Here is a 15,182-nt window from a genome sequence, read left to right on the forward strand (position 1 = left end):
ACTACTCTTGAATACTACTCTTGCAATCTTCGTGTTATTGATTGAATTTATTGAGGAGTGATTGCATCTTCTCGTCGAGCGTCTGCTGAGGTGCTTTTTCAGCTGCTCTTTTAGGAGCAGATGCAGATGATTTTGCTGCTTTCGGCTTACGGTTTTTAGGTGCTTTTTGCGCCTGTTTTTCAGCTCGTTTTTTGGCTCTTTCGGGGTTTTTCTTGGCAAGAATCGCTTGAATTTTTTCAACGTTCTCTTTAGCAAGAGCACGATGTTCATCATCAATTGCTTCTGCTTCTGTACCATCAAGATTCGTTCTATGAGGTGCATGGACAACTGCTTGTTGATAACGAAGCTGCTTGGTATACCAAGAGAGAGCAGAGCGAAGGTTAACCGCACTAAAACCCCATTCAGTGACGATCGGAATGAGTTGCTTGTGAATACCGATCGCTAATGCTACAGGACGACCATCCTTGGGCTTAGGAAAGATATTCGGAAACTCTTCTGATAACTTCTGGAGAAGCTGTTGTGAGATTTCGATACGTTTTTGACGAGCTTCTTGCGGCGAGAGGTGAACCTCTTCTTGTGGAGCCGATGCTTCTAGTTGTGTATTATTTTCGTTTGACATTATTTCCAAAACCTAGATCTATAAAATTTTTGCTAAGGCTAATTTTATTATATCTTAGCGATAATTGCATTAAGGTGGTAAAATTCTTCTGTTTACACAAGTGTTGAGATGACTCTTTAGAGAGGCAATAGATCGATATAACTCATTGAATTTTTCAGAAGTGAGCCTTTATGAAACTGCGTATTTTATCTTTGATAGCTTTATTGTTTATATCCCTTCCAAGTGCGATGGCGCGTCTTGGAACCGTTGATGGTATCGCGATAGTGATCAACAATGACATTATCACATTATCTGATTGGCAGCGGGAATTAGATCTTGCAAAGCAAGAGATGGCCTATCTGCCACCGAATCAAAGAATGAGTGGAACAGAGCTCGAAGATCATGTTGCTCGTGTCTTAATTACGAGCAAATTTCAGGATCAATTTGCAAAACAACTCGGACTTTATATTCAAAATAATGAAGTTGATGCCGCAATTATGGATATTGCCGCGCGAAATGGTACAGATGTTGCAACCTTAAAAGAGTATATTGCTTATCAAGGAATGGACTTTAATCAATATCGTGAAAATATTCGTGGGCAGATGTTAGCATCACGTTTACAAAATCAGGTGATCCAAGGGGTCAATATTACAGAAAAAGAGCTCGATCTCTATATGAAGACAGCGGAATTTAAGCGTCTTAAAGAGGAGATGATGCGTGCAGATGTGCCTCAACATAAAGTGAGTCATATTTTAGTTGCTGTGAATAAAGATAAGTCGGAAGAAAAAGCGTTACAGGAAGCGAATCGTCTTAGAGATCGTATTATCTCTGGAGATGGGACATTTGAAGATATCGCTCGTGCAAACTCACAAGATCCCTTCTCTGCGGCGCAAGATGGTGATTTAGGTTGGGTGGGTGTTGGCCAATTAGCACCTACTTTTGAGAAGACAATGATGACGCTTCCGATTGGTGAAATTAGTCAACCTGTAAGAACGCCATATGGCTACCACCTTATTAAGGTAGAAGAGCGTCGTAAAGGTTTCCAAGATGATGAGACCATTCGTAATGTTGCGCGTGAATTCTATTTCCGTAAGAAAGCGGGCGATACTTTTGATGAGTGGCTCAATAGAATGTTGTCGGATGTCCATATTGAGAAGCATGTGGGAACGCCAACAAAGCAGTAGACAAAAATCATAAGAAAGGTCATAAAAAAGATCATAAGAGAGAGCTCCGATAATCCAGAGAAGGGTACCGGAGCTCTTTTTTATAGTCAGAATAGGGATAACCCTTTAAAATAGAGAGAGTAGGATACAATAGAAGAGGTCAGGGGCGAGCAAGGGCGCTATCTGTTTTGTAAAGTCTTCTTTTTTAAATTGTAAGAATCGTAAGCGCTCTCAGCTTTGGTAAGTATTATAAAAGTTAGCATCATGCTCAAGATTGAGATTGATAGTAGAGATAAAATAAAGGTTATAAGAGATGAATAAACCACAACATAAAGCCCGGAAACGATTTGGACAAAACTTTTTGGTAGATGAGAGCATTATCTTTCAAATTGTGGATGCCATTATGCCAGAGCCAGGCGACAGAGTGGTTGAGATAGGGCCTGGTCTTGGTGCGATGACGCGTCCACTTCTTGCCGCCGCAAAAGAGATGACCGTGATTGAGCTAGATCGTGATCTCATCGCTTATCTAGAGTCATTACGAGGTTTGACGGTTATTAACCAAGATGTGTTACAAGTTGATTTAGCTCAGTTGTGTGACGAAGGAAAGAAACTTCGTGTTGTTGGAAATCTTCCCTATAACATCTCAACACCTATTATCTTTCATCTACTTGTCCATGTTGAGTTGATCGAAGATATGCACTTTATGCTTCAAAAAGAGGTGATTGACCGCATGGCGGCGCAGTCAGGAGAATCAGCATTTGGCCGGCTCTCTATTATGGTACAACGCTATTGTGAGGTCGTCCCACTTTTGGAGATCCCACCTCATGCATTTGATCCTGCACCGAAGGTGATGAGTCAATTTGTACGATTGATCCCTTATCAGGGAAATCCTTACGGCATTAAGAGTGATGCGCTCTTTTTTGATGTAGTAAAGGCCGCTTTTGCCATGAAAAGAAAGATGTTACGTAATAACTTAAAAGGATTGATGAGTGAGGCAGAGATTGAAGCACTCGATATTGATCCTAAAATTCGGGCAGAAAATTTAGAGATCGAAGATTTTGTCCGTTTAAGTAACTATTTAGCTGAACGAAGTTAGAGGATAGCGCTCTAAAGTAGATAGCTAATGGATTAATGGAGTAGGCATGAAAGAGAATATCTATGCTGTTATTGATTTAGGCTCGAATAGTTTTCATATGGCAGTAATGCAGGAAGATCATGGCAGAATCATGGTGGTCGATCGCATTAAGGAGATGGTGCAGTTAGGATATGGTCTACTCGATGGTGGCGGGATTGATCCTGTTGTCAGAGAGCGGGCACTTCACTGTCTACGGATGTTTCGAGAGCGTTTAGTCAATATTGCCCCTCAAAATTGCCGGGCTGTGGGGACGTTAACGCTTCGAAAGATGAAAGATCCTCACTTTATTAAAGAGGCGGAAGCGGCTTTAGGTCTACCTATTGATATCATCTCTGGTCGAGAAGAAGCGCGTCTGATCTATCTGGGCGTTTCTCAATATGTGCATGTTGAGAATCAAGATCTTTTTGTGATGGATATTGGTGGGGGAAGTACCGAATTTATCTTAGGTCATCAGAATAGTATTAAATCGGCTTATAGCCGTGATGTGGGCTGTGTCAATATGACTCGCCGTTTCTTTCCTGACAGAGCTTTTACTCAGCAGGGATATGAGCAGGCGCTGATCTATATTGAGTCGGAATTGCAATCGCTCCGTTACCTTATACCGTACAAAGATGCTTATTTTATTGGGACATCTGGCACTATTAAAACAATTGGGACCTTGATCACCTATTTAGGTTTTGAGGATGAGGTGATTACAAGAGAAGCACTTAAAAGGCTTGTGCGTAAGTTTATCGCTTTAGGATCTGTTAAGAAGATTGCTAAATTTTTCGATATTAGTGAATTGCGGGCAGATGTAATTGGTGCCGGTTTAGTGATTTTACAGGCGGCTTTTAAAATTCTTTCGATTAAGCAAATGTCCGTGACAAATGTGGCATTGCGAGAGGGGATTCTTTTTGATCTTTTAGGGCGAGTCCAACAGAAAGATCGCCGAGATGAGACCATCAATAGTCTTATTACTCGACTGGGGGCTGATGAAGGGCAGGCACGCCGGGTTGCTATCAGTAGTCTCAAATTAGCAAAGATGTTGAAGAATCGAGAAGGGGAGAAGATTACCCTCAATGAGGAGGCGCTCCGTTACCTTAAATGGGCCTCTTATCTTCATGAGATCGGTTTGTCGATCTCTCATCATCGTCATTTTCGTCACTCTGCCTATCTTGTTGAGCATGCCGATCTAGATGGTTTTAGTAAGCAAGATCAGCGAATTTTAGCCACTATTATTCGCAATCATCAACGAAAAATAGATCTTGATGATTTTATTGGCCTTCCCGAATATCTGTTGAAGGTGACACTTCTGCTTCGTGTTTCGGTCCTCTTTAACCGCGGTCGTTATTTACAAGAATCACCGGCGGTAGAGATTATTGTGTCAGATAAGGAGATTGAACTCCATTTTGAGGAGAATTGGTTAAAAGAGCATCCTCTCTTTCAAGAAGATCTCTCAAGTGAGCGACGTTTCTTGCGTCAAGCGGGCATTGATCTTACTTGGTAGTGAGCAGACTTTAAAGATGTTAGCGATATTAGTTCTGTTGGAATTTTAAAAAGTTCAAAGACTTTAAAGATTTTAAAGATTTTAAAGATTTTAAAGATTTTAAAGGGCTTCCCGATATTTAAATCGAGAAGCCTTTTTCTTTCGATTATCTATTTTTGATGATGAAATCGGGATAAATTTTGGATGCTTCAATATAGGGTTTTGGATCACGCCCTCGAAGAAAGCCCCAATCTGCTTTGAGCAGGGTTTTACAGCCTGCTTCATTTCCACCTAAGATATCGGTATGGAGTGTATCTCCCACCATTAAGACGCGATTTGGCTCAAACGCTCCAACCACCTCTTCAATTTTATTAAAAGCGGCTCTATAGCTATTCTGGAACGGTTTACCACAATAGGTGATCTCAAGGTCAGGGATCATCTTAAGAAGTTCAATTGCATAATAACCCGGCTCCACTGAAAATGAGGTCTCTAGCGGTGCGCTAATATCAGGGTTTCCAATGATCACTGGACGGCGACGCTTAATGAGAGAGATCGTGAGAAGATCTTGCCATTTTTGATTCCAATAGCTCGTTGCAAGAAAGATAAAGCCATCCACACGATCGATATTCTCTTTTGAGAGAAGTACAGTATTTGCCGGCATTCGCTCAATAAAAGCGCCATCGCCCACAATCACACCCCAAGTGCCACCGGCACGTGTTAATTCAAAGTGGGGAAGTTCAAGCTCTACAGCATCTCGAGAGGAGATAATGTGGGATGCCGGAATATCATATCCTAAAGGGGGATACATTTTAGCTCGCACGTCGGTGGGATAAGATGCACCATTTGTGAGGATAAAAGCCTCTTTTCCTTCACTCTGTAAGGCCTTGATAGTATCGGGCATGTGAGGAACGGCAGTGCCTCCCACGTTGAGTACCCCAAAGCCATCGAGTAACAAGATATCAAACTGCTCCTTGATCGCAAGAAGGGAGTCGATTTGCTCCGCTGCTTTGATGGGAGCATCACTTTCAGGAAAGAGTCGGTCATGATTGTAATGAGTATCATAGAGTGACCAAACTTTATCAAAATCAAGCATTTTACACCTTTATTGCAAGAAGTCGGGTTGTCAAAAAATTAGAGCTCTACCATATCATACCTTTATGGCAATGTTTTAACATGTTACTTAAGGCTGTTGGTAGAGAATTATGAGGGATTATATCGGGTAGAAAAAGTTCTAAAATAATAATTAATCTCTATTTTATCTATATTTTATTTTTCACTATCATTTTTTTCAAAAAGCAGAGTAAACTAGAGCTATTATCAGCTACCTTGAGGTTTTTGTGCGCCGTTATAATCTTCTTGTAATTAAACTTTTTGCAAGTTATGTGATTCCTACTGTGCTTGCGATGTTTATTAGTGGAACTTATCAGATAGTTGATGGTTTCTTTGTAGGACATTTTATCGGTGTTGATGGGTTAGCTGCTGTCAATATTGGTTGGTCGTATATTACTCTCCTCTTGGGGTTTGGTTTTTTAGTTGGGGTCGGGATCGGAAGCCTCTACTCTATTGCCAAGGGGGAAGAGGAGGATCAAAAAGCCCGGAAAATATTGGGGCAGGCTCTCTTTCTACAACTTGTTCCCGGCATCTTAATTGGGGTGACGCTCTATACGCTGGCTCCTTGGCTAGTGAGTGTGTTAGGTGTTTCTGGAGATACGGCAGAGATGTCGATCCTCTTTATTCGTACCTTCTCTTTTGCGGCGCCTTTTGTTATCGGTAGTTTAGCGATGCCCTTTATTGTTCGAAACGTGGGAACTCCTCTACGAGCAACGGGTTATATTGCAGCTGGGGTGGCCGTCAATATTCTTCTCTCTTTTCTTCTTATCTCCTACTTTAAAATCGGCATTGTAGGTGCTGCTTTAGCGAGTATTGGTGGGGAATTAGTGGCGATGACTTTAGGGGGCTACTATATTTTAAAGCAGAGTGAAGAGAGATTATGCCTTTCTGATTTTAAGCCCGATTTTAAATTATTAGGGCGCATCCTTTTAACAGGTAGCTCCGCCTTTTTCACCTTTATCTATATCGGCTTTATTATGACGTTGCACCATAAAGCCTTAGTTCTTTATGGTGGCACTGTGGCTGTTTCTGCCTATACGATTGCTGGCTATCTTTTGACAATCTACTATTTTGCTGTTGAGGGAGTTGCCAATGGAGCCCAACCCTTAATTAGTCGATTTTATGGAGAAGAGCGGGTAATGTCGACCCGCTATGTTACAAGATTAATGATCTATGTGGGTTTAGGTATTGGGATTATTATCACCGCATTTTTGCTTATTTTTCCCCACTTTTTTACAAGCTGGTTTACCGATGACCCACAATTGACAGAGGTGACAGCTTATGCTTTAAGATTGCATCTTGCCGTCCTCTTTTTAGATGGGCTTTTTGTGACAGCAACAATGTTTTTCCAAGCAATTGGTGAAGGGCAGAAGGCGCTAGTTATCTCCATTGGGAACTTGCTACTCCAAGTTCCATTTCTTTATATTCTTCCAAAATATTGGGGATTAGATGGCGTCTGGTTAACGATGCCTATCGCTACAGTCATTTTGGCAATTCCTGTCAGTATTATGTTTTATCGTCGCTATCAACGAATAACGGATGAAGAGTTTGAAGATGAGCTAGGAGGGTAGCGAAAGAGAGCTATTCTCTGTAGGAAGTTTTATTGTTGAATTTAGCGATCAATAGCTATTGATAGCTACCAAAAAGCCAATGTAACGCATCATATCTTACAAATTCTAATTCTATTATGAATTGTATGATGAGTTGTATGATGAATTACATTGGCTTCATTTTGACTGATTTCTTTGATAGATCGTTTTATAGCTCCCTATTTTTAATCTGCAAAGAAGTTATATTCTAGCTGCTTATCAGATCGCCCATGCTCTCGGAAATATTGGAGATCTTCCGGCGTAATATCGAAGCGTTCAATCTCACTTCTAAAGTGGGGGATCGGCCGTTTATAGATAAAGCCGATCTCTTTTCCTTTGCGGTTGAGTAGTGTTGGATACTCTGTAAATTGTTCGATAAAGGCAGGCTGATATCCCATAAAATCCATCACCATCGGTGCAATAATCATCTGATTGGTAATACCGGGGTTCTCCTTAAATTGCTCAATAAAAGGGCTCTCTATGACAGATTGATCAGCAAAGAGGAGTAGTGGAACGATTCCTTCCTCCATTGAGGTTGTTTTTGCATCGCAATGGGTCTTCTTATTTTTAGGGTCGGAGAGATCTTGTCCATGATCAGAAGTGTAGATCACAATGGTATCGGGGTATGTTTCGAGCAGTGCTTTTAGCTTTACAAAAAACTGATTTGTATTTGCCAAAATAAGATTTTTGTAAGAGTTGAGAGCTTCCTCGGAGGTAGCATCGGCAAGCACAGTATTCTTCATTGCCGGCTCAAAGGGTGTTGGAAAACCAGTGTTTTGAAAAGGAAAGTGTGAGCCTTTAAGTCCGGCATAAATAAAGGTCGGTGTTTCGCTCTCTGCAAAGATATCAGCAATGATATCGATCACTTCCCCATCGTTTTTCAATTGAGATGCAGGAATATTAACGACATTCTCTAGCTCTTTATCGGTATAAAAGTTATGTCCAGAGGCATTATGTTGTGCATCGATAACATAAGGCTTAAAGCCGGCAATTTCAGCAAGATCCCAAATGGTCGTATTATCTAAAAAGAGATCACTCGGCTCTTTATTGAGACGGGGAAGTTTTCGGGCGGCAAGATTGGAGGTATCGCTACAGTTTGAAAAGGAAGCGATTAGACCAAAGTCATAAACAGTGTCTGGCGCAAATGTGGTCAGCGCGGGTGTTGTGCCGGAGTGATTCTCAAGAGAGACCATATCACCACGGATCGACTCATCCATCACGACAATAATGTTGCGTGCTTTAGGGTGTGTAAGATCAGCTGTTGTAGGTGCTTCTCGGGGATAGAAATCGAAACTGGCACCATCTGCACGCAGATAGTTAAGGTAGGTGAAAGTTACTACTTGGGCTACAGGTGTAATATAGGAAGCGCGTCCATTGGTTCCTTTCCCACTTTTGTTGTAGATGATCATTAACATGCCGGCAAGCGCGATAAGATAGAGTGCGATGGCGGTTGTTGTTCCCTTCCAACCCATATAGAGCTTCGGAAAGAGAAAGATGCCGATCGTGATAGGGAGATGGTAGAGAATCGCCATAAATATGGCATCTTGATAGCCTAAAGCAGCATCTTTAATCATGACGCGAGCATCCATCAAAGTACGAAAATCTTCATAATCTGGTTCACTTCCTGCTGAAAAATAGTAGATCAGATAGGTCATAGAGCCAAAGAGAAAGAGGAGATAGAGCGGGATGCGATAGCGCATTTTCGTAAAAGCAAAGAGCTCAATGATTGTCAGCGCAAAGAGGGCCGTTAAGAGATGGCGAATGAGCCGATCGGGGCGTTCAATTGAGATATAGTAGTAGGCTTTTCCTTCGATAAAAGGGTAGTTAATCAAAATAAAGCCGAGGGCAATTAAGATAATTTTACTCAGAAGGCGCATAGAGGCTCTTGCTCCTGTTTCAGGGATGGATGGAAAGTTTGCATTATACCGATCATTTTCCAAGATGAATAATGAGAAGATCGATTTTAACGGTTTTTTGTGGATCTTTATAAAGAGCCCTATAAAGATCCATTGAAAGATCACAAAGATCATTTGAAATAGGGATATAATGCAAAGATAGGTATAGAGTAAGGGCGTTGCAGTAGAGACCCCCTTATTAGAGATGCATTAAGAGGATTGTGGCGAGAGATAATCGCCTTCTATGTTAAAATGAAACCTCTATCGATAACTTAAGAATAGGAATAGTGCATGCAATTTCAGGATCTGCGGGAATTTATTGCTTTTTTAGAAGCGCGTGGTGAGCTTAAGCGAATTACAGAAGAGATCGATCCCTACTTAGAGATGACCGAAATCAGTGATCGGACCTTAAGAAGAGAGGGGCCGGCGCTTCTGTTTGAAAATCCTAAGGGTTTTGATATGCCTGTCTTAACCAACCTTTTTGGAACGCCGGAGCGTGTTGCTTTTGGTATGGGGCAAGAATCGGTAGAGAAGTTGCGGGAGGTTGGAGAGTTTTTGGCTTTTCTTAAAGAGCCAGAAGCGCCGGAAAATCTCAAAGATGTTTGGCAGAAACTACCACAATTTAAACAGATCTTGTCGATGCGTCCTAAGCGGGTGAAAAAACCACTCTGTCAGGAGGTCATTTATGAAAAAGAGGAGATCGATCTGACCGCAATGCCGATTCAGCACTGTTGGCCAGGGGATGCAGCGCCCTTAGTCACTTGGGGATTGACCATCACTAAAGGTCCCTCGAAACGAAGACAAAATTTAGGAATCTATCGGCAACAGGTGATTGGCAAAAATCGACTGATCATGCGCTGGCTAGCTCATCGTGGTGGCGCTCTCGATTATCGTGATTTTCAGCTCAAAAATCCTGGGAAGCCCTTTCCTGTTGTCGTGGCCTTAGGGGCAGATCCTGCAACGATTTTAGGCGCGGTGACACCGGTTCCTGACGCTCTTTCAGAATATGCTTTTGCCGGACTTTTGCGCGGAAAAAGAACTTCTATTGCGCGTGCAACACTTCACCCTGAACTCTCTGTGCCGGCATCAGCAGAGATTATCTTAGAGGGTTATATCTATCCAGATGATATGGCGGAAGAGGGACCTTATGGAGATCATACGGGCTACTATAATGAGACAGATTTTTTCCCTGTTTTTACTGTTGAGAGAATGACAACGAGAGTCAACCCGATCTACCATTCGACCTATACAGGAAGACCACCCGATGAGCCGGCAGTTTTAGGGGTTGCACTCAATGAGGTCTTTGTCCCTATTTTACGTAAACAATTTCCAGAGATTGTCGATTTCTATCTTCCCCCAGAGGGCTGCTCTTACCGTATGGCAGTTGTCTCTATTAAAAAGCAGTATCCTGGGCATGCAAAACGGATCATGCTAGGGATCTGGTCTTATCTGCGTCAATTTATGTATACCAAATTTATTGTGATTGTGGATGAGGATGTCAATTGCCGTAATTGGCAAGATGTTATCTGGGCGATCACGACCCGAATGGATCCATCTCGTGACACTGTTATGGTGGATAATACGCCGATCGATTATCTCGATTTTGCCTCTCCCATTTCTGGATTGGGATCGAAAATGGGGCTCGATGCCACTAATAAATGGGAAGGGGAGACTGATAGGGAGTGGGGAATCCCCATTGTTCAAGATCCTGAAATTGTAGCGAAGGTTGATGCGAAGTGGGATCGGCTTAAGATCTTTGAGTGATGATCTGAACATCAATATTTGGGCGAGATCAAGTAGAGATAGATTGTTGTTGGAGCGCTTTCTGATCATTGAAATGGACATGGGCGCGAAGGAGTGAAGATGAAGAAGTTACTAAAAATGGGCATTCTCTCTGTGATGGCTCTTGTTGCTGTAGGTTGTGCTTCATTAGGCGGAGGGAATATCTCTACTAATAATCCTAATGCTTATGGTGATTATCAAGTGGATATGATGAGTGATCGCGATCTGATTGGAAAAGAGGCCATTTTAGGTGGGATGATTATTACAATGAATCAGCCTGCACTAGGGACCCGTATAGAGTTAGTCCGTTATGAGCTCAATAGAGATGGTTATCCTCTTCGAAATGGGGAGATGGATAATAATCGTTTGATTGTGGATATCCCCGGTGGCATCTCTGTACGAGGTTACTCTCCTGGTGATTATCTTACTGCTGTAGGTGTGATTAAATCGGCAGAGGAGATCTCTTTAGCGGGTGAGCGTGTTCGCGTGATTACGATGGATGCCATCGATTATCAGTTTTGGCGAGATCCTAAAAGGGAGATCTATTACGATGAACCCTTCTTCAATAGCCCCGCAATCGGTTTCGGCTTTTATCGTCCTAATTGGGGTTTTGGATTTGGACCTTATGCCCCCTATTACTATTGAGGCTGATTAAGTGATAAAATTTAGGCGATTGAAGTGATAGAATAGTAAACAGTAAAAATAAACAGTAAAAATTGAATCAAACCATTAAAGCCCATTTCCCCACTGTAGGGATATGTTGTGGAGATAGCTATTGGTGGATGATTGATAGAATAGATGAAACAGATAGAACGATATTAGATTGGTGTAATCTTAAATGACTCGAATAACTTCAATAACGCCAATAACTCGAGTAACTCTAGTAACTCGAACATCTCAAATAGTTTGAAATAATCGATCGATAGAGTGATCTGAATCGATAAATTGGGATAATTTGGGATAAGTTAGGGTAAGTTGAGATAGGTTAGAGAGTTATCAGATGAGATAACGTTGATCTAGAGCAGAAAAAGAGAAAGTTAGTTATAAAAACTCGCAAGGCATCAGTTGGACTTGTCGAGTTTTGTTCTTTCTTACTCTTGCAGAAATTAGAGCAGTAGATGGCTTGGAAGGGTCTTTGCACATCGGAATAATTATTTTAAAAAATAGAGATTAAGAGCAGAGACGCTATTTATAAAGGGTAGATCTCAATGCGTAATCTCCTGAATTTTGGTATGATTTGGGCGATTATTATATTTGAGGACAGATTGGATTTTAATAGCTCATGAGTTTATTAGTATTAGGGATAGGACATAAGACTGCTTCGGTAGAAATTCGAGAGCGCGCAACATTAGTGCCGGAAAATATTAGGGCATTTTTAGAGATGGCGAAGAGTAGTCGATTAGCAAGTGAAGTTGTTGTGTTGTCGACGTGCAATCGAACTGAGTTCTATTTTTATCAGCTCTCTATATCGGTAGAGGCATTTTGTGAGATCTGGGCAAAGTACTCAGAGCTAGATGCTAAAACAGCAAAATCACATCTCTATCAAATTGAAGGGGATGACGCTGCTGCTTATATTTTTCGAGTTGCAGCAGGTTTAGAATCTCTTATTCTAGGTGAGCCTCAAATTATGGGGCAGTTAAAAGATGCTCTCACCTTGGCAAGCAAATATGGGATGGCTAAAAAGTATCTTCAGCGAGCTCTACAGATGAGCTTTAATGTGGCAAAAGAGATTCGAACTGAGACCAATATTGGTGCATTTGCAGTTTCTGTTGCCTTCTCTGCTGTACAGTTAGCGCGAAATATCTTTGATGGATTAGAGCATCACCATGTCCTTCTTGTAGGGGCAGGGGAGACGATAGAGTTAGTGGCGCGGCACCTTATTGAAGCAGGTGTACGCAAGATTACGATCGCTAATCGCCGTGTTGAGAGAGCCGAGCTGATGATAGACGAGCTTGGTGTTGAAGCGAAAGCGCACGGTTTAGATCGATTGCCGGAGCTTTTGCCGGCAGCAGATATTGTTGTTGCTTCAACGGCGGCACAAGAGGCTTTAATTACAAAAGAGATGACAAAAGCAGCATTGAAAGCGCGTAAAAATCGCCCAATTTTGTTGATTGATCTGGCAGTACCGCGTGATATCTCTCCTGAAATTGATAAACTTTCCAATACTTATCTCTATACAGTTGATGATCTTAACGAGATAGTTGAGAGTAATCAACGAGCTAGGGAAGAGGCAGCAATACTTGCTGAACAATATATTGAGAAAGGGCTTGTACGTTGGTGTGAATGGTATAAAATCGCAGAAATAGGTCACTCTGTACAATCAATAGTCACTTACGCAAATAGAGAACGAGATGAAGCAATTCATCGACTCTTTAATCAATTAGATAATGAATTTGATGCTGAATTAATTGAAAAGATGGCAACTCAGCTGACTAACCGACTTCTTCATCCGATGATCGAACATCTCAAGTCATTAGAGGTGGCTGAGGATGAGTCAACCATTACCGAGCTTTTAACACAATTTAAGATTTAAAAAAGAGGTAATTTGGTATAATTACGTCATTCATTTTTTATTTACTCAAGGATTGGTATGTCAATTACGTTTGAAGAGGCGCAAGATATTATTGCTAAATCGGAAGAGATTATCTTAGCTTCAGAAATTCAGGACGCTTATGATGCGATGGGTCGAGCGATCACCTATGATTTAGAACTTTCAGATCCATTAGTGTTAGTGGTGATGAATGGGGCCCTTATTCCCGCAGGACAACTTTTAACTCGTTTAAATTTTCCCTTTCAAATCGGTTATCTTCATGCAACAAGATATAACGGTGATATTGAAGGCGCAACACTTGAGTGGAAAGTTAAACCATCCGTTGATGTGAAAGATCGTGTTGTGTTATTAATTGAGGATATTTTTGATGAAGGGACAACTCTAAAAGAGATTGTTTCTGTGATTGAAAATATGGGTGCGCAAGTAGTTTATACGGCGGCACTGGTGAATAAGGTTCACGAGCGTAAACCGAAAGATTTTAAAGTTAATTATATCGGTGTTGATGTCCCCGATCGTTATATTTTTGGTTGCGGTATGGATTATCATGAATATTGGCGTAATCTCCCAGGTATTTGGGCGCTGAAAGAGTAGAGCTAACAGAGAGATAACAGAGGTGTGAGATGAGTAAAAACTTAATTATAAGAGCGCGACAGTTACTACTGCTGATGGTTTTCTCATTAGTGGCTATAGCTCCGCTTCATGCGCAAGTGAAGTTAGAGATTGTTAAGGCCTCAAGTCAGGCTTATCCTATTGCGATTGTTGATCATGCGACAAACAATCAAAAATTTTTAGAGGTGGTGATCAATGACCTTCATCGTTCTGGACGCTTTATCCCTAAAGTAGGGCTTGCTGTGCCGGAACAGCTCAATAATGTTGGTCAGGCAGATAGCGGGATTTGGCGCGCAGCCGGCATCAACTTTATTGCGATCTTAACACCGAAAGGAAATATGTTGCATGTTGAGGTTGGCGATACTTTTACAAAGAGTGTTCGTGCAAGCCGTGATTTTCAATATGTGAATGATGAGAAGGGGCAGCGAGCTGTAGCACATAAAGTCGCTGATTTTATTTATGAAGCGATTACGGGTGTTCCTGGATCCTTTAGTTCAAAAGTTGCTTATGTTTCACGCAATAACCGTAACTTCTCTCTTGTGGTTGCTGATGCCGATGGCGCTTATCCACAGGTGATTTTAGAGTCGAATGAGCCGATTTTATCACCAACATGGTCTCCCGATGGACGTAAGATTGCTTATGCTTCTTTTGAGAAGAAGCGTAACCAGATTATGGTGCAAGACCTCTATAGTGGGAAGCGTCATGTGGTGATTAGTGAGCCGGGAATTAACTCAGCTCCGACTTGGTCACCGGATGGTACACGTCTAGCATTTACACTTTCGCGAGATGGTAATCCAGAGATCTATACGGCTAATATTGATGGTAGTAATTTGACTCGTTTAACAAATAGTCCAAGTATCGATACAGAGCCGGCATGGGGTCCAGATAGAATGATCTACTTTACCTCTGATCGTGGGGGCTCTCCCCAAATTTATAGGATACCTGAAAATGGTGGTACACCCGTACGCATCTCTAATACAGGAAACTATAATGCTAATGCGACAATTTCAGCAGATGGTAAGCATTTAGCGATGATGCAACGTAATCCGGGACAAGGCTTTGGGATTGCGGTGATGGATTTAACGACGGGTAATGTTAAACGATTAACAAATGGTGGTAAGGATGAGGCGCCTAGCTTTTCTGGTAATAGTCATATGATTCTCTATTCAGATGGCCGTGGCGGACTCAAAATTATCTCGACAGATGGTAATGTTGAGCAGCGATTCTATGGAATTGGAACCGATGTTCGCAAGCCAAGCTGGTCGCCTAATGTTCGATAGATAAC

General features: G+C 41.7%; 12 protein-coding genes. 9 read left to right on the forward strand and 3 right to left on the reverse strand.

All coding sequences use genetic code 11. The annotated features are described in order from the left end of the window. Positions 1-34: 34 nt before the first annotated feature. Positions 35-619 carry a ProQ/FINO family protein gene (locus AC0SAP_RS05315; protein ID WP_473383279.1) on the reverse strand — a complete coding sequence of 195 codons (585 nt, stop codon included), beginning with the start codon at positions 617-619 and terminating at the stop codon, positions 35-37. A gap of 170 nt (positions 620-789) precedes the next feature. Here AC0SAP_RS05315 and AC0SAP_RS05320 point away from each other — a divergent pair, with 170 nt between their 5' ends. The 3 genes from AC0SAP_RS05320 (at position 790) to AC0SAP_RS05330 (ending at position 4,382) form a co-directional block, all read left to right on the forward strand. Continuing rightward, a complete protein-coding gene (locus AC0SAP_RS05320; protein ID WP_473383280.1) occupies positions 790-1,782 on the forward strand; it encodes a peptidylprolyl isomerase in 993 nt (330 codons plus the stop codon). A gap of 292 nt (positions 1,783-2,074) precedes the next feature. Further along, positions 2,075-2,857 (forward strand): 16S rRNA (adenine(1518)-N(6)/adenine(1519)-N(6))-dimethyltransferase RsmA, encoded by a 783-nt coding sequence (rsmA, locus tag AC0SAP_RS05325; protein WP_286483033.1) that lies wholly within the window; start codon positions 2,075-2,077, stop codon positions 2,855-2,857. 46 nt (positions 2,858-2,903) lie between these two features. After that, positions 2,904-4,382, forward strand: coding sequence for a Ppx/GppA phosphatase family protein (locus AC0SAP_RS05330; RefSeq protein WP_286483034.1), 1,479 nt, complete (start codon positions 2,904-2,906; stop codon positions 4,380-4,382). A 145-nt stretch (positions 4,383-4,527) separates the two neighbouring features. Here AC0SAP_RS05330 and AC0SAP_RS05335 read toward each other — a convergent pair whose 3' ends face one another. Continuing rightward, a complete protein-coding gene (locus AC0SAP_RS05335; RefSeq protein WP_473383282.1) occupies positions 4,528-5,454 on the reverse strand; it encodes an HAD-IIA family hydrolase in 927 nt (308 codons plus the stop codon). A gap of 244 nt (positions 5,455-5,698) precedes the next feature. Between AC0SAP_RS05335 and AC0SAP_RS05340 the strand changes: the two genes are divergently transcribed. Beyond that, positions 5,699-7,042 (forward strand): MATE family efflux transporter, encoded by a 1,344-nt coding sequence (locus AC0SAP_RS05340; RefSeq protein WP_473383284.1) that lies wholly within the window; start codon positions 5,699-5,701, stop codon positions 7,040-7,042. Between the two features lie 203 nt (positions 7,043-7,245). On the opposite strand, the gene AC0SAP_RS05345 is transcribed toward AC0SAP_RS05340, so the two are convergent. Continuing rightward, on the reverse strand, positions 7,246-8,937 hold the full coding sequence (locus tag AC0SAP_RS05345; protein ID WP_473383285.1) for a sulfatase-like hydrolase/transferase: 1,692 nt from the start codon (positions 8,935-8,937) through the stop codon (positions 7,246-7,248). Positions 8,938-9,246: 309 nt separating this feature from the next. Between AC0SAP_RS05345 and ubiD the strand changes: the two genes are divergently transcribed. The 5 genes from ubiD (at position 9,247) to tolB (ending at position 15,177) form a co-directional block, all read left to right on the forward strand. After that, the gene (ubiD, locus tag AC0SAP_RS05350) at positions 9,247-10,719 is read left to right on the forward strand and encodes a 4-hydroxy-3-polyprenylbenzoate decarboxylase (RefSeq protein WP_473383286.1); all 1,473 of its coding nucleotides are present in this window, start codon (positions 9,247-9,249) and stop codon (positions 10,717-10,719) included. Between the two features lie 99 nt (positions 10,720-10,818). Beyond that, positions 10,819-11,382: a Slp family lipoprotein gene (locus AC0SAP_RS05355; RefSeq protein ID WP_473383287.1), complete on the forward strand. Its 564-nt coding sequence runs from the start codon at positions 10,819-10,821 to the stop codon at positions 11,380-11,382. 637 nt (positions 11,383-12,019) lie between these two features. Further along, on the forward strand, positions 12,020-13,270 hold the full coding sequence (gene hemA / locus AC0SAP_RS05360) for a glutamyl-tRNA reductase (RefSeq protein WP_473383289.1): 1,251 nt from the start codon (positions 12,020-12,022) through the stop codon (positions 13,268-13,270). Positions 13,271-13,327: 57 nt separating this feature from the next. After that, positions 13,328-13,879 (forward strand): hypoxanthine-guanine phosphoribosyltransferase, encoded by a 552-nt coding sequence (locus tag AC0SAP_RS05365; RefSeq protein WP_094567641.1) that lies wholly within the window; start codon positions 13,328-13,330, stop codon positions 13,877-13,879. Positions 13,880-13,908: 29 nt separating this feature from the next. Next, on the forward strand, positions 13,909-15,177 hold the full coding sequence (tolB, locus tag AC0SAP_RS05370; RefSeq protein WP_473383290.1) for a Tol-Pal system beta propeller repeat protein TolB: 1,269 nt from the start codon (positions 13,909-13,911) through the stop codon (positions 15,175-15,177). Positions 15,178-15,182: the final 5 nt, after the last annotated feature.

The sequence above is a fragment of the Ignatzschineria sp. PL_is040 genome, from assembly GCF_055813795.1.